This is a genomic window from Lagierella sp. ICN-221743 (assembly GCF_037890055.1).
In the GTDB taxonomy this organism is placed as follows: Bacteria; Bacillota; Clostridia; order Tissierellales; family Peptoniphilaceae; genus Mediannikoviicoccus.
In genome coordinates this window covers 1-25,213 of the sequence record NZ_JBBKBD010000009.1, presented here as the reverse complement: position 1 = coordinate 25,213, position 25,213 = coordinate 1, and the positions used below count along the sequence as shown (strand labels likewise).

Here is a 25,213-nt window from a genome sequence, read left to right as displayed (position 1 = left end):
AATAACCCCTATAATTTTTTCTAATTTTCTGATGTAACTCTCAAAGTCGCTATTTCATCTTTAAGCTTATTTATTTTTTCTTCTAGAGCCTCTATATCTTTAGCTTCATTTTCCATAAGTAAGCTTAATTTTTCCTTAGCTTTATCTTGTTCTTCTTTTAGGTCTGAAATCTTTTCTTCAGAGTTTTTTCGAAAGGCATTGTCTTTTTCCTCCAATTCTTCTACTTTAGAATCATAAGCATCTTTTCTTTTTTTTATTTTTTTATTGTAGGCGGTAATGGCCTTCATGTTTTTCTTATATCTTTTTTCGTCTGGTGAAATATAGAACAAATTAGAGCTTTTATACTTGCTTAGACCCGCTAGTACCTTTAGGCTTAGAATATCTCCACCGTCAAAATATTTTATCTCTAAGGCTTTTTGACCGTCATCTACTTCTTGGTCTTTTTCTTGTTTATATTTTTCTATTTCTCGATTTTTTTCTTTGATTTGTTCAGACATCTTTAATAGAAAATCATTATATTTTTCCCACTCTTGAGCCTTATCTTTTTCATTTTTTTTGACAAAGTTCCTATATGACTCTTTTATTTCTCTGATTTTTATTGTGTTATCCTCAATATTTCTATTTAAAGCATCTTTGCTTTTGGTATATTCAGAGTTTTTCTCATTATAAAGGCCTTCTAGTTGAGAAAGATGATAAGACTTTACTTCCAGCTCTTCATTTTTTCTTTCTAAATCTTTAGCCTGTCTTGCCTCTAGGTATTGCTTATGAAAAAGATCTATCAATTCATCATTTTTTTCAACCCTAACCAAGCCCGCCATAGAAACATCATCTTGACTACCTGACTCAGCAAATTTATCAGCAACCTGGTATATTGATTCTTTCGCTTCATCAATTTTTTCTTTTTTCATCAAGGTCAAATAGACATTCCTATAAAGATTCTTCAGGCTTTTTTCATTGTCTCCGACCCTATAGGAGTCATCAACTCCGTCAGAGCCCATAAAAATAGCCATAAGTCTTGGTTTTATATTTTCAGTTTTTTTTCTATTTTTACCTTCTGGTACATTTTCTATAGACACTGGGCCTTGATTATCATTTGAAAGCAAATTATCAATTACACTTTGGGCTTTTTTAGTTTTTCCGTTTTTTTCTACTCCAACTTCTACAAATTTTTCACCATCAGTCTTATATCCATAACAATATCTAAAATTATCTACAGCATTTGAATCAGATAATGATGTGGTTACATTTATATAGCAAGCCTCATCCCAAGGTATGGATTGGTCTATCTTTCCATCTTCATACAAAAACACAGCCTTGCCATCACCTATGTGAAAGGCAAAGTAATATTCATCTGCCATTAGACCTAGCATGAGGGTTGCACCATAGGCTGAAATATAATAGTTTGGATAAAGAGTCCCAAAAAACTTTTCTCTTGTAGACTTGTCTAGGTCTTTTGGTATTTCCTCCTCAGTAAAAGGATTTTCTGTCATATGGTTTGATATATCATCTATCCATCTTTTATATACAGCTCCTATGAGCTCTTCAATTATTTTAGAAGAATTTTCTTTGAAGTTTGCAAGTTCAAAATCATTTTCAATTAGTTTCCTCACTTCGTCTATACTAGCCTTTACTGCAAACTCAGACCCTATATCTGACCTAAAATGCTTGGATGATCCATGGCCATCAGATACAGCTATTATAGCGAATTCATCACATGTATAATCAGATGAAGAGTCTTGGCATGGTTTGTTTCTTTTCTTATGACTTCCTCCTAAAGTTGTATAGGAATATGAATAGAACCCAGCCATAGCTTTTAGATATCCCATTCATCGTCATCTAGACCATCTAGGTTGTCTGTAACAAAATCCTGGATTTGCTCTTGGATTTGTTCTTGTTTTGTTTTGACAGTGCCATCTTCCTTTATACCGCCAGATACAGATTGGCTAGCTATTTGTGATGAAGTTACAGACACGAATTGTATCATAGACTTTAAGTGTTTGACATTATTTGTTTGAAGCACAGCTTCTCTGTTACCAGTAAAGGACTCTAGGACATCAAGGTCCGCTTTTTCTCCTATACCAAGAGCTACCTTTATACCTGATTTGAACCATTTATTAGCCTTTAATTTATTTAGCCCTGATAGGAATTTTTCATCTCCATCTGTTGGAACTCCATCAGACATCAAAAATATAACTGGGGCGTAGGAGGATGTTGCTGATTTCATAAACTTGTCAGCATGTAGTTTTGATTCTAGCTCCTCAAAGGCTGCTCCCATATTTGTAAGTCCAAAGGCATCTAAGTCTCTCCACACATAGACAGCCGGGTCTACTGGACCTGTTTCAGGAGTTATCCATCGTACCTCATTATCAAATGAAAGTATAGCCAACTTGACTTCTGCATCAGGATTGGAATCAGAAATGTCTGCCAACTCAGGAAGTATTTCTTCAATTGCTGAGTTAACCTCTCCTATCTTTGTACCGTCCATCGATCCCGAGGTGTCTATTAAAAAAAATAGAACCATCATCTTTCTAGGTATTTCTTCATTGAGTAAAAAATCATCCATAATTTTTCTCCTTATTTATTAAATATTCCTTTTCTTCCACCGTCAAAGTCAACCTCTAAGTTAGTCACAATTCTTGCTACCTTTTTATCTTCTAGAGACCTTTGTTCCATGCCTTCATACTTTAGATACCAAGCAGAACCAGACTTATTATGAAGTCCAAGTTGTTTTGGATTGTTTTTTGCTCTAACAACTTCGCCTGTAACAGTTTTATAGTCCTCGCTAGTATCGCTTGTATGGTATTTGTAAAGTTTTACACCTGGATATACCGGGATTTTTATATTATTGATTTCTAATTTAAGTGGTACCTTTAGTTTATTGCCACAAGAGCATACTCCATTGCCACTATAATCAACAAATGAATCCCTGCCACATGAGCAAGTGATAAGGTCTGTTCTTAGCTTCATCAATATATCTAGCCACTCACTCTCAAGCCTTCTATTGGCCTTCATCAATAACTTATCTTGTGAAAACTCATCTATAAAGGCCTGCCTAAAGAATTCAGGATATGCTCCCCATTTTCTGCCTACGTTTTTGTGTATGGCTGGGTCTGGCCTATTAGAGAAATTTTTAGGATCCATTATAAAAATCGGATTTTTCCCATAAATATTAATCTCATCTTCTTCTGTAGTTAAATCTAATAAAGAGGCCTTTCCCTCTAGTGGGTGGTTTGCAAAAAATAACAAAAACAAAATTACTGATAGTGAATACCTATCCGTTTGTTTATCTGGTGGTTTTTTTCCAACTACAACTTCTGGCGCCATATACCTTGGCTTTCCCATTACCCCTGAGTTATAGCCATGGCCCATAACATTGTCATTATCACAAATTAAAACATCACCAGTATCAAAGTTTATAAAAAAGTTTCCATCATTAAGGTCTTGGTAGTTATAACCTGCCCTGTGTAAAAGCATAAAACATTCGGTAATATTTAGACCTGTATTTATAAGCGCCTCTATGGATGAGAAGGTTTTCTTTCCCAATAGATATTCAGAAAAATCATCATAAGAATCAGGTTTTAAATCCATGATATAGCCAAAACTAGCTTCTTTGTCTTCTGAATCATATTGGGTCAAATCTTTTGGCCATAAAAATCCCTCACCAGGACTAGGATTTTTTATATTATTTTGCAAGTTGTCATAAAACTTTCTTCCATTTGAAATAGTAGATTTCTTGAACCATTTTAAGGCCATATCTTTGCCATCATAATCTACTAGGTATACAGTACCCTGACCACCAGATCCCAGCTCTTTTTTTACCGTCACACTGACATCTTTATCAGTACGGAGTACTTGCCCATTTTTTAATTTGTCCATTTTCCCTCCTAGCAACGAGTTTTTATAAGATATATACAAAAAAATCCACACTGTAATATTTAATTAAAATCAATTTAAAATTTACAAATTAATTTAATTATATACCTACCATTTGACAAATATTATATAACATTTCAAATTTTTAATCAATTAGTCTTTTATATGAGATTCTGATGAAATTATAATAAGCACTGAATTCTATCACCCAATATTTTAGTAAACTATCCAGCTCTTTGATATAATAATATAAATAAATATGATCCAGGGACAAAACAGGAACTATTTTTCTTGCCCTAAAATTCGGAGGAATAAAGAGATGAAAGCAAATAGGTTTAAAGAACTAGAACCGTGTCTAGAATATATTTACAATAACTTTGGGGAAGAAGTTTTTTTCTCTGGTAAACTATCTGCCTATGTCCTAGACCTAGGTCCAAGTATTGAAGAGTATTCTGTAATAAGACTTTTAGAAGAAAAAAACATCTTAAATCAAATCGAAACAATAGGATCTTTAGATATAAATGAAAGAAATCTCCTAGTAAACGATATAATTTACAAGCTCCCTATCCACCTAAATAAGGACATCTTTAGAAGTACTCTAGAAATTATCGTATTGAGCCTAGGTCTAGATCTTGATGGAAAGAATACCATACCACCATCAGAATTTGAATTTGATAAAAATGCTGGAACCATAGTTAAGTATTTAGGTGCTAGCAAGGAAATAACAATACCTAAAAGAATCCAGGGAGTCTCAGTCAAAATTATTGGTAATTCTTCTTTTAAAAATATTGACATTGAGAAAATAAATATCCCCTTTGGAATTGAAAAGATTGGATCTTGGGCTTTCGAGAATAATCAAATTGAAACCCTTACTATACCTAATAGTGTAAAATCTATTGGGAATTTAGCATTTAGTAATAATCAAATCAGCGAATTAGATTTGCCTGATGGAATCGAATATATTAGATCATCGGCTTTTTCTCATAATAAAATAGAAAAACTGCACCTGCCTGAAAGCTTAAAATCTATTGGAGGACATGTTTTCCGTGATAATAAAATCAATGAACTGACTCTCCCTAATCGAATTGTATCTATTGGATACTCTGCTTTTTCTAATAACAAAATAGAGCGCCTACACTTACCTGAAAGCTTAAAATCTATCGAAGGACATGCTTTTGAGGACAACCAAATCAGGAACTTAACTCTACCTGATGGAATTAAAAATATTAAATCAGCAACTTTTTCTAATAACAAAATAGAAACATTGTTGCTACCTAATAGCTTAAAATCTATTGGAGATGATGCTTTCAAGAGTAATCAAATCAGGGACTTAACTCTGCCTGATGGAATCGAATATATAGGAAAGTCTGCTTTTTCTTATAATAAAATAGAAGCATTGTTGCTACCTAATAGCTTGAAATCTATCGAACGAGCGGCCTTCAGCGATAATCAAATAAGCGAATTAAATCTACCTTATGGGGTTGAATATATTAGAGTATCTGCTTTTTCTTATAATAAAATAGAAACATTGTTGCTGCCTAATAGCTTAAAATCTATTGGAAAATCTGTTTTCAGCCATAATCAAATCAGAGACTTAAATCTACCTGATGGTGTTAAATTTATTGGAAAGTATGCTTTTTCTAATAACAAAATAGAGCACCTACACTTACCTGAAAGCTTAAAATCTATTGAAGGATTTGCTTTTATTGACAATCAAATTAGTGAATTAACTCTACCTAGTGGAGTCGAATATATTGAAAAGTCTACTTTTTCAAATAACATAATAGAGCACTTGCTTTTGCCTAAGAGTTTAAAATCTATAAAATACTCAGCTTTCAGTGATAATCAGATTAGAAAATTAAATCTACCTGATGGAGTTGAATCTATTGGAAAGTATGCTTTTTCTAACAATAAAATAGAAAATTTGAACCTCTCTGGGAGCTTAAAATCTATTGGAGAGGGTGCTTTTAAATCAAATAAACTCAAGGAGGTTTATCTTCCTGAATCCATTTATGAGTTTGGGAACGGTGCTTTTGATAGTGAAGTATATACAAAAGTTAAGAAAACGCTAGAAAATAACGAGGGTAATCAAAATAAAAACACAAAAATCGCTGAAGTAGCTCCACCAGAATTTGACTTTGATAAAAATACTAGAACCATAGTTAAATATTTAGGTGCTAGCAAGGAAATTACAATACCTGAAAAAATCCAGGGAATCCCAGTCAAAATTATTGGTTCCGATTCTTTTAAAGATATTGGAATTGAAAAAATAAATATTCCAATGGGAATTGAAGAAATTAGAAAAAGGGCATTTTCTAATAACAAAATTGAAACATTGTTGCTACCTAATAGCTTAAAATCTATTAGAGGTTCTGCTTTTAGGAACAATCAAATCAGGGACTTGACTTTGCCTGATGGTATTGAATCTATCAAAACATCAACTTTTTCATATAATAAAATAGAGCGCTTACACTTGCCTAAAAGCTTGAAATTTATTGAATTTGGTTCTTTTATGAACAATAAGATCAGCGAATTGATTATAACTGAAGGAGTTGAATTTATTGGAAAGTATGCTTTTAATAATAATAAGATAGAAAACCTCCACCTACCAGAGAGTTTGAAATCTATTGAATTTGGTGCTTTTGAGAAAAATCAGATCAGCAACTTAACTCTGCCTGATGGTGTTGAATTTATTGGCGAGGATGCTTTTAAATCAAATACGCTCACGGAGGTTTATCTTCCTGAATCTATTTATGGGTTTGTGGACAAGGCTTTTGATCCTGATGTGAAAATAAAAAAGAAATCATTCTTTAATAAGATTTTTGGTAAATTGATTTAGAATTATTTCTATTAACTGTTAACAAATAGATCTTTCTAAAATTTATAATAATCTTAAAATTGAAAAGAGGATAGTATGACAGACAAATTTAATAAAAAAACCGATACATTTAGAGAGCTAAAACCATGCCTAGAATATATTTACAATAATTTTGGGAGAGAAGTTTTTTTCTCTGGTAGACTATCTGCCTATGTCCTAGACCTAGGTCCAAGTATTGAAGAGTATTCTGTAATAAGATTTTTAGAAAAAGAAAATATCCTAAATCAAATCGAAACAATAGAGTCTTTGGATATAAATGATAGAAACCTACTATTAAACGATATAATTTACAAGCTCCCTATCCACCTAAATAAGGACGCCTTTAAAAGCACTCTGGAGATTATCATTTTAAGCCTAGGTGTAGACCTTGATGGAAATAAAAACACCGAAATCCCTGAAACACCTTCATCTGAATTTGAATTTGATAAAAATACTGGAACTATAGTTAAATATTTAGGAACTAGCAAGGAAATAATAATACCTGAAAAAATCGATGGAGTCCCAGTCAAAATTATTGGCGACTTTGCTTTTACTAATATGGAAATTGGTAAGCTCACTTTACCTGACGGTATTGAATATATAAAGGGTTATGCTTTCGCTGGTAACAATATAGAAATTATTGATTTCCCCAAATCCCTAAAAGCAATTGACGAAATGGCATTTTCCCTTAATCAAATCAAAAAGCTTAAACTATCTGAAGGTATTGAATATATTGGAGACTGCGCTTTTGCTGAAAATAAGATAGATAGTTTTAACCTGCCCAATAGCTTAAAATACATTGGAGAGTCCGCTTTCTTCCGCTTTCAATAGTAATCAAATAAGCGAATTGAGTTTGCCTGATAGCATTGAACATATTGGAGAGAATGCTTTTTCTGAAAACATGATAGAAAAGTTAAGTCTGCCTAAAAATTTAAATTCTATTGAAGAAACTGTTTTCTACGATAATCAAATCAGCGAATTAACTTTACCTGATAATATTGAAAGTATTGGAAAAGCTGCCTTTGTTGAAAACAATATAGAAAAACTGACTCTACCTAAAAACTTAAAATTAATTGAGGGCTGGGCTTTCGATAGTAATAAGTTGAATGAATTGACCTTGCCTGATAAAGTCATATCCATTGGAGAATGCGCTTTTATTTACAACCAAATAGAGCATCTTAGTCTGCCTAAAAATCTAAGGTTTATTGATAAGTTTGCTTTCGAGAATAATCGAATCCACAAGTTAAGCTTGCCTGATGAAATTGAGTTTATCGGGGATGGTGCTTTTATTGATAATAACATCAAAGAGGTTTATCTTCCTGAATCCATTTATTGGTTTGCGGACAAGGCTTTTGATCCTTTTGTGAAATTAAAAAAGAAATCATTTTTTAATAAGATTTTTTGGTAAATTGAATTAGAATTATTCCCATTTATTGTTAGCAATTAATACTTCTAAAAATTTTAATATTATTAAAATAGAAAAGAGGATAGGATGACAAACAAATTTAATGAAAAACCCGATACATTTAGAGAGCTAGGATCATGTCTGGAATATATTTACAAAAACTTTGGGAAAGAAGTTTTTTTCTCTGGCAGCCTATCTGCCTATGTCCTAGACCTAGGTCCAAGTATTGAAGAGTATTCTATAATAAGGCTTTTAGAAAAAGAAAATATTCTAATTCAAATTAAGACACTAGAGTCTTTGGATATAAATGATAGAAAACTATTAGTAAATGATATAATTTATAATCTACCTCTCCATCTTAATAAGGACGCCTTTAGGAATACTCTGGAAATTATCATATTAAGCCTAGGTCTAGACCTAGATAAAAATAAAAACACCGAAATCCCTGAAACACCTTCATCTGAATTTGAATTTGATAAAAATACTGGAACTATAGTTAAATATTTAGGAACTAGCAAGGAAATAATAATACCTGAAAAAATCGATGGAGTCCCAGTCAAAATTATTGGTCCCAGTTCTTTTAATGATATTGGCATTGAGATAATAAATATTCCCTTTGGGATTGAAGAAATTAGAGAAGAAGCTTTTTATAATAATAAGATAGAAATACTCCACCTGCCTGAAAGCTTAAAATCTATTGGAGGACATGCCTTCCGAATCAATCAAATCAGGGATTTAACTTTGCCTGATGGAATTGAATCTATCGGATGGTATGCTTTTAATAATAATAAAATCAGTGAATTATATCTACCTGATTGGGTTGAACACATTGGAGAAGGGGCTTTTAAAAATAATAAAATTGAAAAAATCCACCTGCCTAAAGGCATAAAATTTATTGGAGAACACGTCTTCCAAATCAATCAAATCAGGGACTTAACTCTGCCTGATAGAATTGAAGAAATTGGAGCGTGGGCTTTTGAGGATAACAAAATAGAGTGCCTACACTTGCCTGAAAATTTAAAATATATTGAAAATTCTGCTTTTAAAAACAATCAGATTAGCGACTTGACTCTGCCTTATGGAATTGAATATATTGGATGCTGTATTTTTAAGAATAATAAAATCAGGGACTTAAATCTACCTGATGGAATTGAATACATTGGATACTCTGCTTTTTCTGAGAATAAAATAGAAAACCTCCACCTTCCTGAAAACTTAAAATCTCTAGGCGGCTCTGCCTTTGAATCAAATAAACTCAAGGAGGTTTATCTTCCTGAATCCATTTATGGGTTTGGGGACCAGGCTTTTGATCCTGATGTAGATTTCAAAATTAAGAAAATCCTAGAAAATAAGGAAGGTAGACATAATAAAAATAACAAAATCTCTGAAACACCTCCATCCGAATTTGACTTTGATAGAAATACTGGAACTATAGTTAAATATTTAGGCTCTAGCAAAGAAATAACAATACCAAAAAAAATTGAAGGAATTCCAGTCAAAATTATTGGCTTCGATTCTTTTAGTGATAGAGGTATTGAAAAAATAAATATTCCCATGGGAGTTGAAGAAATTGAAGAAGACGCTTTTTGGGATAATAAAATTGAAACCCTTACAATACCTAATAGTGTAAAATCTATAGGAGAAGGGGCTTTTAGTTTTAATAAGATAGGAATTCTTAACCTACCATGGAGTATAAAATCTATAGGAGCTAAAGCTTTTTCCTACAATGGAATCTTCGAAGTTTATATACCTAAAGAGATTGAAAATATTGGTGAAGACGCCTTTGATGAATACGTAGATATTAATAAAAAATGATTTCTTAAAAGATTAGGTTTTTAACCTTGTGGTTTAGGGCAAAATTACAAATAAAAAATTATTATTGAAAATAAAATTTAGACAAAAAGACGATAGGTTTTCTACCGTCTTTTTTTATTGGCTCTAAAGAATCCATTGGGGGATGCTAACCTATAAAGTTGGCATCTCCTCTTATTTATACATCATTATTCACTTACTTTTAAAAGACCTATTTGAATAGTCACTTTCTACTTGTTTTTAGCGTCACTTAATAAGCCTATAGGATTATTTTCCTAAAAGCTAATTCTTTTATTCAGTTCTTGTATATTATTCAAGTGCTAATATTCTATTTCTAAATCTTCTAAAATTTTTCATTCCAAATGTTAGTCCTCTTTATTTATGTCTTTATCCATGGAATCATCTTTTTTTTGTTCAAAATCTTTATATATTTCATCAAGTTGGTCTATATAGCTTTGGTTGTCCATAGTTTCCTTACAAAGGTTATAGCAATAATTAAAAAACATTTCAATTTCTCTATGTAAAGAATTGTCGGCTACAAGATAAACCATGTAAATACTGTTTAAAACTGTTTTGGCAATTTCTGGGTCGGACTTTCCATAGAATAAAATCTGATTATATGATAGTTGAAGTTCTTCCTTTGCAGAATAATTATTATAAATTATTTTTGCGTTCTCATCTTCTTCTAAAATTTGGTAAAAGTTTTCTGACGAAAATAACTTTCCTAAAAGTATGCCTATTTTAATAATAGCTTCTGATGCTGTATTAGGATCGTTTATTCCTGGGCTTAATGCTTTTAGAGAAACTTCTACTAAATTTGTAAGTTCATGGTGATAGTCCTTGGTATCATTTTTTTTGATATTTATTAAGATATTAGAGGAAATTTTTTCAAAGAACTTATCTTTTTCCTCTTGGTCCATATCCAAATCTTTTAATAAGTTAAGTTTAGCTATATACATACCCTTTAATACATAGTCATTAATTCTCTTGTTTATAATAATTTCATACTTGTTATCTTCTATAAGGCTAAGTAGTTTGTCAGCATTTATTCCATATAAGTAACCAGAATCGTTGGCATAGATTTTATAAGTTTCATCCCAGTCACCACTATCAAATCTTTCAGCTATTTTTCTCTTTTCAGATTCCTTTACAATTAATTTATCAGCATTGTTATATATGTTTTCTATTACATTTTCTGCCTTTATATCAGATAGAACTCTCTTAACAAATAAAATAAATGATATCATTGCGGCAATGGCATAAAATATTCCAAGGGTTCCTGAAATTAATTTCGTTTCGCTATCTAAATTTTGAATCATAAATAAGGACAGTACTGTATAGAAAAAACCTCCAATGAAAACTCCAAAAAGACTTAATACATTTGGCTTATCTATAAAATCTTGAACTATTCTAGGTGAAAATGACCCTGAATACTTATTTAAAACCGTTAAAATTGTAGTCAAAGTAAAAGTGGAAACCGTTAGAAAAGTCCCCGTTAAATTAGATAAAAAAGATGAAGTTACTTCTGGTGTCAACAATAATATTTCTGGCATTTCTGCTTTTAGGTATGGATGTTTAACATCAAAAAACCAGGTTATAAACAAAAACACAAAAGACAAGAATATATATCTTATTATTTTAATAATGTTCCTATTGTTAGAATAGGCTAGTTTTATTCTGTCTATCATTTTCCTTCCTCCTAAAATTTTTATTGTTCTCTAATTATATCAGAAATATATAATTATGTGTTTTGTAAATTTCTAAAAAAGACCCATTATCAATTTTTTGACATGGGCCTTTTTTACATTTAATATAATTTTGCTCCTGCTGGAATATTTTCATCCAACATGATTAGATTTAATTTTTCTTCTCCATCGTACTCACAAATTGCAGATATAATCATACCTTCTGAGTCAATTCCCATCATCTTTCTTGGTGGTAGGTTTGTGATTGCAAGAAGTGTTTTGCCAACTAGTTCTTCAGCGCTGTAGTTGTCCTTAATACCTGAAAAAATTACTCTTTCTTTGTCGCTTCCATCATCTAGTGTGAACTTTAATAGTTTCTTTGACTTTGGAACTTCTTCACAGTTTTTTACCTTTACAACTCTGAAGTCTGATTTTGCAAATGTATCAAAGTCAACAAATTCTTCAAATAGTGGTTCAACTTTTACCTTTGATAAATCAAGTTTTTCTGAATTCACTGTTGCATTTTTTGAATGTTCTACATGGGCATGTTCTGCCTTTTCTAAGCCTATTGGCTTCATTGTTGGGAAAATCCCCTCTACTTTAGATAATTGTCTAAATCTCTATAAAAGTCTATTTTATGGTACTTCTCAATTTACGACAATTTGCTAACTCTCTATAAGTGCCTATAAATTTCTAGCAAATTGTCGTAAATTTGTCGTAAGCTGTCGTAAATTCTAAAATATAAATTTCATCGCTTTTTCAAATTCTCCCATCTGTTCTATCTTAAAATCTTCTGTTGCATCTACATATATATCCATTGTTGTACTAATATCAGAATGACCTAGAATAGACTGCATTGCTTTTGTATTTATATTTTGTTCATTAAGCCTTGTAGTAAAGGTGTGTCTGAAAATGTGATTGCTTAAATGTGGAACTAATAGAATATCATTAGAGTTCGATATATTTTTATCCATTATACTTAAATTGCAATCTCTAACAATTCTTCTTAAAGCTTTATTAAGTGTTCCATTATTGTGAACCTTTCCGAATCTGTTTAAAAATACAAAGTCTTTAAATCCATCGATTGAATCACAACATTCGATTCCAAAAGTCTTTTGTAACTCTCTTTCTATAAGAAAAGCATCTTTTACTTTTTGAACCATAGGAATACTTCGCTTACCTGATTCTGTCTTCGGTGTATTAATAGCATATCTATTGTTTAATCCTTTACCTTTACTATAATATACCAAAGTTCTATTTACATTTATAAGACCATTATCAAAATCTAGATCGTCCCATTGCAATAAAGGAATTGAGAGAACTTATTAGAGGTTTTTCACAACAAGGAACTACTGTAATTCTGTCTTCTCATATTTTATCTGAAGTCGAACATATTGCAGATCATATTGGAATCATTGCATCAGGACATTTATGTTATCAAGGTGCATTTGATTCAAAAATGGATTTGGAGCAACTTTTTATGAAAGTTATTAGTAATCAGCAAGGAGGTTTCAATGAGTAATTCAACTATATTAATGGCCGAGTTCTTGAAAACAAAAAGAACTGCAACAAGAAGAATTGCTATTGCTAGTCCTCTTTGCTTAGCACTAATGGCTATTGTTCAACAAGGTTATTTTTCCTTGAATTTATTCAACTGGTACTATGTAGTTTTTTTACCTGCCACATTCGCATTAATCAGTGCAACAGCTGTTAATATAGATAACGGAAAGCACGGACTTCGTGCAATCCGTTGTCTACCAGTTTCTCAAGGAAAAATATGGAGCTCTGAACTTTTGGTTGTATTAGGATATGCTCTTCTTTCCTGTTTTCTATTAAGTGTTGCTGTGGTTTGTATACAATTTATTTTTAGTTTGTTTGGAATTAATCAAATTAAGCAATTAAGTATTGCTTCAATATTTTTAGGGATTATAGTCGTGTTTGTTACAACCATGTGGCAAATCCCTTTTAGCTTTATAATTTCAAAAAAATTAGGGGTGATCTTTTCGGTATTGGTCAGTTTAGCTATTTCTTTTTCAGGTGTATTTTTAGCACTAAAACCATATTGCTTGTAAGTAGGGATAAGAAAATGGGAAAATTTCGCAAAACCCCTAGGAGTCTTATTTGCTATGTTTATTTTTAATGGTTTTTTAGTTATTTTAGTTTTTATCTTTTATTAGCGTTTAAGTATTGATTTTTAAATGAAAAGAGAGACTCGAGTTAACAAGTCTCCCCAAAATTTGACAAATAGCCTATTTTAATCATTATCTCTTTGCATCAATAATAATTCTACTTTATTTATTTTATTAATAGCAATAATTGAAGATATTGGTCCTAACAAGGTTCCCAAAATTATTACTATTATTAACATTAAAATCATAAGAAATATATTCGGTCTTAAAAAAGGCATATTCAAAAGTGATGAAAATACATTATTGAAAGTTATACTTAAAACAAAGGAAAGCACAGAACCTATGACTGCACCTGTACCATTAATTAGCATAGATTCAACAAGAACTACTTCACTGAGTTTTTTCTTTGTTGCTCCTAATATCCTTATGGTTGCAAATTCTCTTTTCCTTTCCTTAACTGATAAGGTATTTACAAGACTTAAAATAAAGAAAGCTAGTATCCAAATCAAAGCTATCAATATATACACATACACAAGCATATTTTTTGCTGAATCTGAAACTTCTGTCATTATTTTTCTTGGCAATAAAGGATACACTTTTTCTTTTTTAAATTCTTCTTTAATAAGTTTTTGAATTGTTTTAGGATCTTTGTTTTTTTCAACTTTTACTAAAATAGAAGATATATCATCTTTTTTTGCCACCGGATGATTAATTATCTTTTCATATTCCTTGGCTAATCTATGAGTTTCTTCTATTGTCATAAAAACTGAATTATCAAAACCCATGCCAGTTTTTGCAAGCCTACCTCTTATATCAAATTCTTGATTAAAAAATTTAACCTTATGATTAATATCCCCCACAATGTTAGCACCTACAACAACTTGCCCAGCTTTAATTGGAGTTTTAATCTGTTTTTCAAGCCAAGGTTTAACGCTAAAGTCATCAGAAAAGTCAATTCCTATAACTTGAATGGGAAAAGAACAGCATCCAGCAGAAAGTGTAGCTAGATAAACTTGGCCACAAGCTTTTTCTATACCTGATATTTTTTTTACTCTACTTAATATGTCCTTGTCAAAAAAAAATGTATTAGGTTCTCCCCTTAATATTGCACCTGTAATTTTAGAATCATAACCTTCTGGAACTACTATAATGTCTGCTCCCATCCTATCTGATAAAGATTTCATGCCATTTTTAAGAGAAAAAATTATAAATGATGACATGAATAAAATAAAAGTTAAAATTCCTACAAGAAAAATCAAGGTAATTGATCTTGTCTTCTTATTTTCTATATTTTTTTTTGCTAAATTACTTGTGTATAAATCTTTCATTATTTTGCACCATCAAGAGCATTATTGCAAGCGTCTATAAATTGCTTGTAAGTTTCTGTTGCCCCCGAAATAACGTCCACTCCTTCAGGATTTCCTTTTTCCACTAATCTATCTGGGTATGACTTTGAAAGATTTATAGCTTGTTGGGCTATCTTATATAGTCCTTCATTTTGGCTTTGACCATAAGATTCATCCTTTTCTTTTCCATCTCCATCAATGTTTTGCATTGTGCAAGATTCAATCTTATTGTCTTTAACGGTTATATCCACCTTTACAAGTCCACCTCTTTCATCTTTGGCAGATTCTCCATGATATGTGCCGTCCTTATAGCTTACGCTTGGAGTTTCTTCTTTTTTATCTCCTCCACAAGCAACTAGGACAAGCCCCAAAGAAAAAATTATTAATACATTTAAAATTTTTCTCATATAAACTCCTTAAGTTTTTCATCTTTTTTTACAGTATCAAGAACTGGTCTTTTTCTTTTCATTTTTTCTTCTTTTGAAATTTTACCATGTTCAAGAGTTATCATTCTTTCAGATTCTTCACCGACTTCAGGATCGTGAGTTACAACAATAATTGTTGATCCTGCATTGTGAAGTTTTTCAAATATGTCAAGAACTATATATTCATTCTTTTCATCCAAATTTCCTGTAGGTTCATCGGCTAAAAGTATTGTAGGATGATTAATAAGAGCTCTAGCTATACATACTCTTTGTTGTTCCCCACCTGATAATTGGTTGGGTAAGTGCTTGGCTCTATCAGCAAGACCTACTGCAGCCAAAGCTTCCATTGCTTCTTGTGCATCTGGCATAGAATGATAATATTGTGACATCATTACATTTTCCAAAGCACTTAAATAATTAACTAAATGAAATTGTTGGAAAATAAGTCCTATCTTATCCCTTCTAATAACTGTTAGTTCCTTAGGTGATTTTTTTGCTATATCTTCACCATCCAAAATAACTTCGCCAAGTGAAGGTTTATCCATGGCACCAATAATATTCATCATTGTTGTTTTACCAGAACCTGATGGACCCATTATAGAAATCCATTCGCCCTTTTCTACACTTAAATTGATTTTGTCAAGGGCTTTAAGTTCACCATAAATTTTTGAAACGTCTACGAGTTTTAATATATCCATAAAATTCCTTTCTATTCTCCACGAAGCACTAAAGCTGGATCAATATCAACAGTTTTAGATACTGGTATTAAAGATGCAACTATAGTTATTACTATACAGACAATAATTGTCATAGGTACTAAAAGAGGCAAGAAACTTACCTTTCTAGCAAATACCGAAATACTTACTCTATTGGCAAATATATATCCTAATGCAACACCTAAAAGTCCACCAAAAACCCCCAAAAATGCTCCTTCACCTAAAAAGTCAACGATTACTGACGAATTTGTTGCACCCAAAGCTTTCTTAAGACCTATTTCTTTACGCCTTTCAGTTACAACTGCCATCATTGTCGTGGATACACATATCATCATTATGAATAATACTATTATCGTTACAATGAAGACAAGAGCTTGTAATTTATTCAAAACTATATCTTGTGAGGCGGTAACTCTTTTTACCATTTGTGGAGTTAGAGATCCATCCTTTTGTGAAATATTTGATACTATTTTTGAAAGTTCATTTTGTTCAGCTTCTACTGAATATTCTGCGACATCAAAATTTTTGTCTTTAACAAGCTGTGAAATATCATCAATACTCATAAAAATAAGTTCTTCTTCTTTACCACCTGTTGTTACAACTCCTGAAACAACAAAATTAGTATCTATAGAACCTTCTCCATTAACTTTGGGAGTATTTATAATAATTTTATCTCCCTCTTTTAATTCCAAAGCCTTTGAAACTTCATTACCTATTAAAACTTCTCTAGGTTTTTCAGGCCATGAACCATCAATAAGCCAGTATGGAGAATTTTCTTTCGCTCCCTTTAAATCTGTACCCGCAAGCATATAAGGTTGTTCATTAATTTTTGCATTTGTATAAATATAGGGTGCCTGACCGACAAGCTTTCCTGATGGAATTAACGATTTAATTTCATCTAACTGTTCATTGGTAATTTTTTTATCAGGGTTAGTGGGAATTACCAACATATTTGCACCATAAGACCTAAACTCCTTACCCATTTGTCTAGGAATATCATAGTAAATAGTAACAAGTCCTGAAATAATTGTTGCTCCCATAGCTATAGCAAGTAGTGCTGTTAACATTCTTGCACGTCTCCTTGCCAAGGAAGTCATTATCATTTTTAAGTAAAATTTATTTTTACTTTGTTTATCTGCCATGTAGTACCTCCGTTGGATTTAAATTCAAAAGGTATCTTATAGCTGGTATTGAACCCAATATTGTAACAAGAATAATAAGTATTGCTACAATAGGAACTACCATAGCTGTTGGAGCTATTGCTGAACCAAAAACTGTTAGACCAATAATCTGAGTAAGTAGCAGACCAACACCGTAACCTATAACTGTTCCAAATATCGCTGTCAAAATTATTTCCACAAGAATTATGCAAATTATCCTTCCATTTGACGCCCCTATAGCTTTTTGAAGTCCAATTTCATTAGATCTTTCCATTACAGATGCTGTAATAAGATTAGAAATACCAAAGCCTGAGCCAATCAAAGTTAATACTGTAATTAAAACCATAAGAAGAGTAGTCTTATTTAAAATATCTCCTTCACTTTCTGCAACTTGGCGAATTGGCTTAGCTACAGAATCAGTCATTACTTCTGTTATTTGATAACAAATAGCAGAAGCATAAGCTGTACAATACCATACTTCCCATTCCTTAATAGTTAAAGATAGTGGGTTTTTGGCAGCCTTTCTTGCTAAGTCATTGTCTGGTGTAGTAAGAGCTGATACTTCAACTTTATTTACAACTCCAGTAACTCCAGCAAATTCTTGCGCTGTTTTTAAAGTAGAATATATAAATGAATCTTCATCAGAACCTGATGAGAAAATACCCTTAACTTTTAATTTTTTGTCTAAATTATTGCTTTTTAGTTGGATTTCATCACCAACTTTAAATCCATTTCTGTCTGCAAAAATCTTTCCAAGCATAACTGAATCGCTATCATTTTCTGATAACCACTCGCCTTGAACTTCCCACCAGTTTTTAAGTCTAATCATACCAGTATCAACTGATTCTCCAGTAGGCAAATCCATATGATTATTAAACCATGTTCCTACCATCTTAGTATGTTTAGAATCATTATTACAAGAAACCCAAGTGTTAAGATATGGCGTATAGTCTACAATATTGTAAGCCCAAAAAATAGTTTTAATGTTAGGAAGTTCTGATTCCTTTAAATATTTTTGAACCTGCCCCTCTTTTTCTTGCATGCCATACAAATCATCAAGAAGGGAAGCTTCCTTAGGCAATACATTAATATTTGCTCCATAGGTCTTTAATTCTTGATTAACTTTATCTCCAACGCCGAGCATGGTATTTAACATTGAAGTGGCAAGAGAAGCTCCAAGGGCAACTGTAAATGCAATAAGAACCATCTTTCCCTTTTGTCTAAAAAGCGCTCCTTTAACTATTCTCCAAAACATAAGCCCTCCTACTTAAATACATGAGACAATGCGTCAAGATCTTTTGGCGCAATCTTTATCTTTTTATCATGGACAATGTATGGGAAAGGTATCGGGTTACATCCACCCTTAAAACCTATTGTACCCCTATTCATTACAACGTCGCACAACTTACAAATAACATCATCGCCTCTTTCAAAATATCCAGATGGACCACATATCTCGCAGGCATCAAGTACAACTCCATAGGAACCTTCTGATTTTTTAATGCAGAAAAATCTCATTTGTACACCATCCTTTGCCTTATACAAATATCTGTGCAAATGCATATCCTCTAAGCTACTTAAAGGAATAACAATCATTCCATTTTCAGTTTGATAATCTTCAGGTGGTGAAAGGGCCTGTTCCTTATTAGCATATGCCTTTCCAACCGTTAATGAAAAAGTATTAATAAATAGAACGGCAAGAAAAAAAATTGCCCAATGTCTTTTATTCTTCATTCTATACTTTATTTTTCTTAACTGAGCCCTATTGCTATAATCTTCATTAACTTTAATATTTTGCTTATATAAAATTACTGGAATAGCTATCATAATTAACATTGTCGCAAATAAAAACACATTTTCGTGATTAGCTATAAATGCAATAACTCTAAAAAAGTTAACATTTCTAGGAATGATTCCTTTAGAATAAAACCTTTGAATTATGATATTAAATTGGCTGATACCTGAACATATCAAGCTCAAAAAAACAATAATCTTTAAGTTTTTACCTTCAAGTTTAACTGAAGACTTATATATGGCAAGTCCTGATAAAATCATCATGATTATCCCAAAAACAAAGCCTAAAATCCTAAAAAGTACAATAGTTGAAACAGCACTTTCGCCATAATATACAAATTTGTTTGATTGGTTAAATACATACGGTAAATAATAAAAACAAATTCCTACAAGATAAACAACAACCGATGCTGAAATGAAATTATCATAAATTTTAGCATTTATCTTATCTTCAAATACCATAAAAATTAATATTAAAAATACCGAGATAACTATGGGTACCATAGAGAAGAAATTCAATTCTGTCCTATTAATAAAATTAGGTATATTTCTTATAATTATTGAAACAATTGCTGCAATTATCCCTAAAATTAAAGAAATTATAATAACATGCTTTTTATATTTACTTTCTTTAGTTATATAATAGGCAAGCATTAAAGAAATCATTAGAGAAAAGGCTATTCCCGCCTCCATAACTTTAATAAAAATTTTTAAAATAATTTCACCCCCGATAAATGTATATAAGGGGAACATGAATTCCCCTTATAAATATTATAAATTTTTAAAACTTTACCATTGTGGTCCGTTCCATTCGAAGTCAGTCCATTCTGCAACAAGTGGTTCTGTCCAGAATCTACCTGTTACACCAGTTTCTTTATCTACGTGTAGTAAGTAGTCATTACCTGGTGCAGTAACTTCAAATTTTACCTTATAAACGCCAACACCTTCGTCAAATTTAACATTTGCACCATAGTGTGGACCATCAGATGCGTTCATTGGCATGAAGGCTACTTCTTGAACATGGTCTGAACCTTCCTTTTGTAAATAAGCTTTTACTTGTAACCATGGAACGAAATCACCAACACCATAACCTAATGTCGCACCTTCTTGTGATGCTGTAATGTCAGCTTCAATATGGCAATCAGCTTCTTCTTTAGGAATTGAGTTTCCTGCTGGTTCCATATCAACTGGTTGGAAATATACACCAGAGATTACTAAAGGTCCTTTAGTTTGGTCATCGCCAATTGGAAATTCTTCAAATCCTGCATCTTCTCCTGGAGCTGCAGCTTTTGCATCTCCTGTTTCTTTTTTGTTTTCTTCAGCTGGTGCTTTTTCTTCAGTAGAAGTATTAGCTGTATTATTAGCATTGGTATCTTCTTTTTTACCACAAGCTGTAAACATTAATGCACACACAAGCGTCATAACAACAAGAAATAAACTTTTCTTTTTTAACATAATATCCTCCTATTTTTTTTCTTGGCTGGCTTCAAGCTCAGCTCTAATTTTTTTGTTTCTATTATTTTGATAAATAACAGAAGCAATGGTTACTACTAATAGAATAATTTGTGGAATAAGATTTTCATACCTATCGTATATTCCTATAACTTCAGCAGACCATCCATTCATCCAAGGAACTATAGTTCTGCCAATTACATCTGCTTCTTGTAATTCTCCTATGCCCTTTCCTAAGAAAGACAAGCAAAGTATAAACATTAGCCAAGAAGTAAATGTAAAGAATGGTTTTAATGGTAGCCTTACAGAAACTTTAGCAATTAAATAATATACAATTGCAAGTATTATGGCGGCAACTAAAAGTCCAATCCACATATGCATCGGATTATCAGAAATGCCTGTTCTCATACCTTGGAAAAACAAAATAAGTTCTGCACCCTCTCTTGCTACTGCTAAGAATGAAGTGAAAGATAAGGCAAAATAATTACCCTTGGAAACAGATTGTTCAACTTTGTTTTTAATGTATCTATTCCAAACTTCAACTTCAGATTTAGAAAGCATCCAATTGGATACATAAAATAGTACGATAACAGCAAGAAACATCGCAATTCCTTCGAATATTTCTTGTCCCATTCCAGACTCAACTTCTCCCACTGTATTGGCGATGATATTAAATACTCCAGCTAGGACTGCTGAAAAAACAATGCCTAGCAAGGCTCCAATATATACACCTTTTAAATAAATTCTATTATTAGTCTTTGATAAATATGCAGCAATGGCAGCTACAACTAAAATGGCTTCAAGCCCTTCACGAAGTGTAAGTCCAAGAACTGCAAAAAATGTACCAAATCTTTTTAGCAGCTCTCCCAACAATTGACCTGTTGAAAGGCTATTTGCATCTTCTTGACTTTGACCACTGGACTTAGAATCTCCAGAGGTTCCATCAAGAGTATGAGCATCTTCATGAAGATAAGTTATAAGTGCATCAATTTCATCTTTAACTTCTTTTGGGTCTGCATCTTCTTTGATAGAGTTTTTTGCTCTGTAAAATTGATGTTCAACCATTGAACCCCTTTGGCCTGAAATTGCAGACATAGTTGTTTTTTCAAATCCGATTTTCTCATAGAATTTAAAGTAAGCAACATTAATTGCATCTGTGGCTGCTTTTTTAGCATCCTTATCTCCAGGCTTGTAAACTTCCACGGCCTTTTGTAAATGTTCTGACATAGCATCAGCGACTTCAACCCAGTTACCATACTCTGTTTCTGCTGCAAAAGCAGACGTGAAAGTGAGGGTAATCATGATTACTATCATTGCGAAAATGCTAGTCCTTTTCTTTAATAAATTCATCTCTATCCCCCTTTTTTATTAAACTTCCATCTTCCATTTGGCAAAGTGTATTGCCATATTTTAAAATATCTAGCTCATGAGTAACTATAATAAGTGCAGTACCTTTAGAATTTATTTTTTTTAATAAATCCATTATCTCCATAGTAGTGTTTTTATCCAAATCACTTGTAGGCTCATCTAAAATCAAAAGTTCCGGCGAATTAATCATAGATCTGGCTATCAGCACTCTTTTTAGCTCTCCTCCAGATAAATTTTTAGGAAAATCATCTTTCAAATGCAAGATTCCCATCTCATCAAGAAGCATAGCTGCTTTTTCATAAGCAGAGTCATCTCTTTTAAATAGATAATAAGGAAGAGACACATTCTCTAAAACATTTAAATTTGGAAGTGTTCCTAGACTTTGTGGCACAAAACCTATGATTTCATTCCTATATTTGCTAATTTCTCTATCAGAAAAATCACTCATATCTTTGCCCTTAGCAAAAATTTTACCTTCAGTCGGCTTTAATAAACCAGACAAAAGATTTAAAAAAGTTGACTTCCCTGAACCACTTCTGCCAATTATATTGACAAAATCTCCCTCCTCCAAGGTAAAGTTTACATTTTTAACTGCAAAAAGTGTATTAGAACCTCTCTTAAAACTCTTGCTTAAATTTTCGGTTTTAATTATTGATTCCATTATGAATGTCTTTCTTTCATACAATAATAAATATTAACTAAAACCAATATGCCTGACAACAATGTGCAAAATGGAATGGTTTTTGCTCTGCAAGCCATATCGGCTTTCATGCATCCACCAATAAGCACATGAGCGTTTAGTATCTCTAAAATACCAATTGCTATATTTGAAATAGATAATCCTAGAGATATTTTTGAATCTTTAACTACAATAAGAATGATTGCTAATACTAAAATGACTGCTCCAATACCCATAGTCATATTTCCCATCCAATGGCATTTCATGAACATCCCTTTTTCCATAGGAGGACAAACTGGTGTTATAAATTTTGGTGCAAGCACTAACAAAAAACCTATGATAGCAGAAATATATCCAGAAATCTTCTTTATACTCATTTTAATACTCCTTTCTACTTATTTTTATTAATAACATTGTAATATAAAAACGTGTTTATTTTTTATACTTACCAGTCTTTTTTTCAACAGTTACCCCTGGCCAGTTACCAACATATTGGTTGGAACCAGTGAGGCCGTTAAAAAGTGTTGACTTACCAATATTGAGGTTGCCGGCAAGTGCAATAGTAATAGCCATCTTAGTCCTCCTTCTTTTCTATTTCTTCAATTGCAATTAATTCAGCATCTGCTTTTCTAATGCTAAGTTCATAATGTCTAATATTAATTTGCACAGGGTCGCCAAGTGGTGCCACCTTCCTTATGTAAATTTCTGAATTTTTTGTAATTCCCATGTCCATTATCCTTCTTTTCAAAGGACCAGAACCATTGATTTTTTTTAACGATGTAGTATTTTCCTACAACTGCATCTCTTAAAGTTTGCAAGTCTTACATCTTCTCTACTAATATTTTTTTCGCTATATCTTTTCCGATTGCAACTCTGGAATCTTTAACATATACAATTAAATTACCATCGTTCTCATTAACAACTTTTATAACTGCATCTTTGACAAAACCAAGACTTGCCAGGTGGGACTCAGTTACATTACTATCTCCTAAAGACTTAATCCTTAAAATCTTATAATTAACATTTAAGGGCGCCATTACTAAGCTAAGCATTTAACCACTCGTTTCTGGTTTTAATTTTATTAAAATAAATTACTATTTGAATTTGATTATCAACTTCTTACTCATTATAACATAGAAAATTGAAAATTCAAATCAATTTCCCAGCTTTTTTTAAAGAATGGAATATTTTTAAGATTGAGAATATTTTTAATTTCTCTTTCTTATGTTGCCTTGTATATTATAATTTTCTTTTTTTATTGGCCTATATAATAGAAGAATTTTAATAAAAAAGGCTCGTTTATTTTTTTTGTTAGATAGTAATTTTTAGTAATTTTATAAGTAAAACTTATTCTCAAAATAATTTATTTAATAGAAATGCTCTCAAAAATCCCATCTTCCAGCAATACCATAGGTAACCTAATGAAGTTATACATTTCAGATTGCCTATTATAAAAATAATCAAAATTCATCCTACCTCCTTTCTTTGAAATAAAAAAGACGACAGAATTATTGATTTCTATCGTCTACGATTGTCTAATATTTATTTTTCTTTAAATAGATTTTATTGTATAGTTTAATAATTCTAATAATCCAATAACATATATACCTAATTTAGGTAATCCAAATGGGCTAAATAAAAATGCTAAGATTAGTGCTTCAATTACAATTTGATTATCTCCTTGAAATATGCTAGCTAATCCAATTATAAAAATTAAAGTAGAAACTACGCTTAACAACGCAGTACTCAAACTTAATATGAAGGTTAAAAAAGCTATGAGCAAACTCAACACTAATCTTATCGGTAATAAAATTATTCTAATTATCCATCTCATACATACCCCTAAAATTAAACTAGGATTCATAACAAACCCCAGTTTCATAATTAGCGTGTTCTTTAATATAACTTTGCTCCTGCTGGAATATTACTGTCCAACATTATTAGATTTAATTTTTCTTCTCCGTCGTACTCACAAATTGCAGAAATAATCATACCTTCTGAATCAATTCCCATCATCTTTCTTGGTGGTAGGTTTGTGATTGCAAGAAGTGTTTTTCCAACTAGTTCTTCAGTGCTGTAGTTGTCTTTAATACCTGAAAGTATTACTCTTTCTTTGTCGCTTCCATCGTCCAGTGTGAACTTTAATAGTTTTTTAGACTTTGGAACTTCTTCACAGTTTTTTACCTTTACACCTCTGAAGTCTGATTTTGCAAATGTATCAAAGTCAACAAATTCTTCAAATAGAGGTTCAACTTTTACTTTTGATAAATCAAGTTTTTCTGAATTTAAAGCTTTAGTTTGTGAAGACTCTATATGACCATGTTCTGCCTTTTCTAAGCCTATTGGCTTCATTGTTGGAAAAATCCCCTTTACTTTAGATAATTGTCTAAATCTCTATAAAAGTCTATTTTTTGGTACTTCTCCATTTACGACAATTTGCTAACCCTCTATAAGTGCCTATAAATTTCTAGCAAATTGTCGTAAATTTGTCGTAAGCTGTCGTAAATTCTAA

General features: G+C 31.7%; 21 protein-coding genes and 6 pseudogenes. 5 read left to right on the top strand and 22 right to left on the bottom strand.

What is annotated here, in order from left to right:
* Positions 1-20 precede the first annotated feature (20 nt).
* The 3 genes from WKS98_RS05565 to WKS98_RS05555 are packed head-to-tail and all read right to left on the bottom strand — an operon-like array spanning position 21 to position 3,876.
* A complete protein-coding gene (locus tag WKS98_RS05565; protein ID WP_498917611.1) occupies positions 21-1,826 on the bottom strand; it encodes a PP2C family serine/threonine-protein phosphatase in 1,806 nt (601 codons plus the stop codon).
* Positions 1,814-2,563, bottom strand: a complete 750-nt coding sequence (locus WKS98_RS05560; RefSeq protein WP_498917609.1) for a vWA domain-containing protein — start codon at positions 2,561-2,563, stop codon at positions 1,814-1,816. Before WKS98_RS05560 ends, WKS98_RS05565 begins: the two co-directional genes overlap by 13 nt.
* A gap of 11 nt (positions 2,564-2,574) precedes the next feature.
* Positions 2,575-3,876 carry a serine/threonine protein kinase gene (locus WKS98_RS05555; protein WP_297378575.1) on the bottom strand — a complete coding sequence of 434 codons (1,302 nt, stop codon included), beginning with the start codon at positions 3,874-3,876 and terminating at the stop codon, positions 2,575-2,577.
* Between the two features lie 256 nt (positions 3,877-4,132).
* Between WKS98_RS05555 and WKS98_RS05550 the strand changes: the two genes are divergently transcribed.
* From WKS98_RS05550 to WKS98_RS05535, 4 genes are all read left to right on the top strand, one after another.
* Positions 4,133-6,712 (top strand): leucine-rich repeat domain-containing protein, encoded by a 2,580-nt coding sequence (locus tag WKS98_RS05550; protein ID WP_498917608.1) that lies wholly within the window; start codon positions 4,133-4,135, stop codon positions 6,710-6,712.
* Between the two features lie 75 nt (positions 6,713-6,787).
* Positions 6,788-7,561 carry a leucine-rich repeat domain-containing protein gene (locus WKS98_RS05545; protein WP_498917606.1) on the top strand — a complete coding sequence of 258 codons (774 nt, stop codon included), beginning with the start codon at positions 6,788-6,790 and terminating at the stop codon, positions 7,559-7,561.
* A 22-nt stretch (positions 7,562-7,583) separates the two neighbouring features.
* Positions 7,584-8,138 (top strand): leucine-rich repeat domain-containing protein, encoded by a 555-nt coding sequence (locus WKS98_RS05540; protein WP_498917604.1) that lies wholly within the window; start codon positions 7,584-7,586, stop codon positions 8,136-8,138.
* 84 nt (positions 8,139-8,222) lie between these two features.
* The gene (locus WKS98_RS05535) at positions 8,223-9,950 is read left to right on the top strand and encodes a leucine-rich repeat domain-containing protein (protein WP_498917602.1); all 1,728 of its coding nucleotides are present in this window, start codon (positions 8,223-8,225) and stop codon (positions 9,948-9,950) included.
* 362 nt (positions 9,951-10,312) lie between these two features.
* Here WKS98_RS05535 and WKS98_RS05530 read toward each other — a convergent pair whose 3' ends face one another.
* The 3 genes and pseudogenes from WKS98_RS05530 to WKS98_RS05520 all read right to left on the bottom strand — a co-directional run.
* Positions 10,313-11,635 (bottom strand): DUF2254 domain-containing protein, encoded by a 1,323-nt coding sequence (locus tag WKS98_RS05530; protein WP_498917600.1) that lies wholly within the window; start codon positions 11,633-11,635, stop codon positions 10,313-10,315.
* A gap of 119 nt (positions 11,636-11,754) precedes the next feature.
* Positions 11,755-12,222, bottom strand: a pseudogene (metG, locus tag WKS98_RS05525) (methionine--tRNA ligase subunit beta); the annotation flags it as partial.
* Positions 12,223-12,366: 144 nt separating this feature from the next.
* A pseudogene (locus WKS98_RS05520) lies at positions 12,367-12,936 on the bottom strand (site-specific integrase); the annotation flags it as partial.
* Between the two features lie 210 nt (positions 12,937-13,146).
* Here WKS98_RS05520 and WKS98_RS05515 point away from each other — a divergent pair.
* Positions 13,147-13,704 carry a lantibiotic immunity ABC transporter MutE/EpiE family permease subunit gene (locus WKS98_RS05515; RefSeq protein ID WP_498917599.1) on the top strand — a complete coding sequence of 186 codons (558 nt, stop codon included), beginning with the start codon at positions 13,147-13,149 and terminating at the stop codon, positions 13,702-13,704.
* Between the two features lie 182 nt (positions 13,705-13,886).
* On the opposite strand, the gene WKS98_RS05510 is transcribed toward WKS98_RS05515, so the two are convergent.
* From WKS98_RS05510 to WKS98_RS05435, 16 genes and pseudogenes are all read right to left on the bottom strand, one after another.
* Positions 13,887-15,089, bottom strand: coding sequence for an ABC transporter permease (locus WKS98_RS05510; protein WP_498917597.1), 1,203 nt, complete (start codon positions 15,087-15,089; stop codon positions 13,887-13,889).
* On the bottom strand, positions 15,089-15,514 hold the full coding sequence (locus WKS98_RS05505) for an FMN-binding protein (protein ID WP_498917595.1): 426 nt from the start codon (positions 15,512-15,514) through the stop codon (positions 15,089-15,091). Before WKS98_RS05505 ends, WKS98_RS05510 begins: the two co-directional genes overlap by 1 nt.
* Complete coding sequence (locus tag WKS98_RS05500) at positions 15,511-16,230, bottom strand: ABC transporter ATP-binding protein (protein ID WP_498917594.1); 720 nt, start codon at positions 16,228-16,230, stop codon at positions 15,511-15,513. Before WKS98_RS05500 ends, WKS98_RS05505 begins: the two co-directional genes overlap by 4 nt.
* Positions 16,231-16,241: 11 nt before the next feature.
* The gene (locus WKS98_RS05495; RefSeq protein WP_498917592.1) at positions 16,242-17,390 is read right to left on the bottom strand and encodes an ABC transporter permease; all 1,149 of its coding nucleotides are present in this window, start codon (positions 17,388-17,390) and stop codon (positions 16,242-16,244) included.
* Complete coding sequence (locus tag WKS98_RS05490; RefSeq protein WP_498917590.1) at positions 17,380-18,663, bottom strand: ABC transporter permease; 1,284 nt, start codon at positions 18,661-18,663, stop codon at positions 17,380-17,382. Before WKS98_RS05490 ends, WKS98_RS05495 begins: the two co-directional genes overlap by 11 nt.
* 8 nt (positions 18,664-18,671) lie before the next feature.
* Positions 18,672-19,895, bottom strand: coding sequence for a Fe-S-containing protein (locus WKS98_RS05485; RefSeq protein ID WP_498917588.1), 1,224 nt, complete (start codon positions 19,893-19,895; stop codon positions 18,672-18,674).
* Positions 19,896-19,991: 96 nt separating this feature from the next.
* Positions 19,992-20,657: an iron transporter gene (locus WKS98_RS05480; RefSeq protein WP_498917587.1), complete on the bottom strand. Its 666-nt coding sequence runs from the start codon at positions 20,655-20,657 to the stop codon at positions 19,992-19,994.
* Between the two features lie 9 nt (positions 20,658-20,666).
* Positions 20,667-22,004 carry an FTR1 family iron permease gene (locus tag WKS98_RS05475; RefSeq protein WP_498917586.1) on the bottom strand — a complete coding sequence of 446 codons (1,338 nt, stop codon included), beginning with the start codon at positions 22,002-22,004 and terminating at the stop codon, positions 20,667-20,669.
* The gene (locus tag WKS98_RS05470) at positions 21,979-22,683 is read right to left on the bottom strand and encodes an ABC transporter ATP-binding protein (RefSeq protein ID WP_498917585.1); all 705 of its coding nucleotides are present in this window, start codon (positions 22,681-22,683) and stop codon (positions 21,979-21,981) included. Before WKS98_RS05470 ends, WKS98_RS05475 begins: the two co-directional genes overlap by 26 nt.
* Positions 22,683-23,078 carry a DUF4418 family protein gene (locus WKS98_RS05465; RefSeq protein ID WP_498917583.1) on the bottom strand — a complete coding sequence of 132 codons (396 nt, stop codon included), beginning with the start codon at positions 23,076-23,078 and terminating at the stop codon, positions 22,683-22,685. The genes WKS98_RS05470 and WKS98_RS05465 overlap by 1 nt, the downstream gene beginning before the upstream one ends.
* 58 nt (positions 23,079-23,136) lie before the next feature.
* Positions 23,137-23,274, bottom strand: a pseudogene (locus WKS98_RS05460) (FeoB small GTPase domain-containing protein); the annotation flags it as partial.
* 1 nt (position 23,275) lies between these two features.
* A pseudogene (locus WKS98_RS05455) lies at positions 23,276-23,519 on the bottom strand (FeoA family protein).
* Positions 23,520-23,522: 3 nt separating this feature from the next.
* A complete protein-coding gene (locus WKS98_RS05450) occupies positions 23,523-23,753 on the bottom strand; it encodes a FeoA family protein (RefSeq protein ID WP_498917581.1) in 231 nt (76 codons plus the stop codon).
* 314 nt (positions 23,754-24,067) lie between these two features.
* Positions 24,068-24,172 (bottom strand): annotated as a pseudogene (locus tag WKS98_RS05445) (replication initiator protein A); the annotation flags it as partial.
* A gap of 81 nt (positions 24,173-24,253) precedes the next feature.
* The gene (locus WKS98_RS05440) at positions 24,254-24,535 is read right to left on the bottom strand and encodes a CD1845 family protein (protein ID WP_034440341.1); all 282 of its coding nucleotides are present in this window, start codon (positions 24,533-24,535) and stop codon (positions 24,254-24,256) included.
* A 62-nt stretch (positions 24,536-24,597) separates the two neighbouring features.
* A pseudogene (locus WKS98_RS05435) lies at positions 24,598-25,065 on the bottom strand (lysine--tRNA ligase); the annotation flags it as partial.
* Between the last annotated feature and the right edge of the window lie 148 nt (positions 25,066-25,213).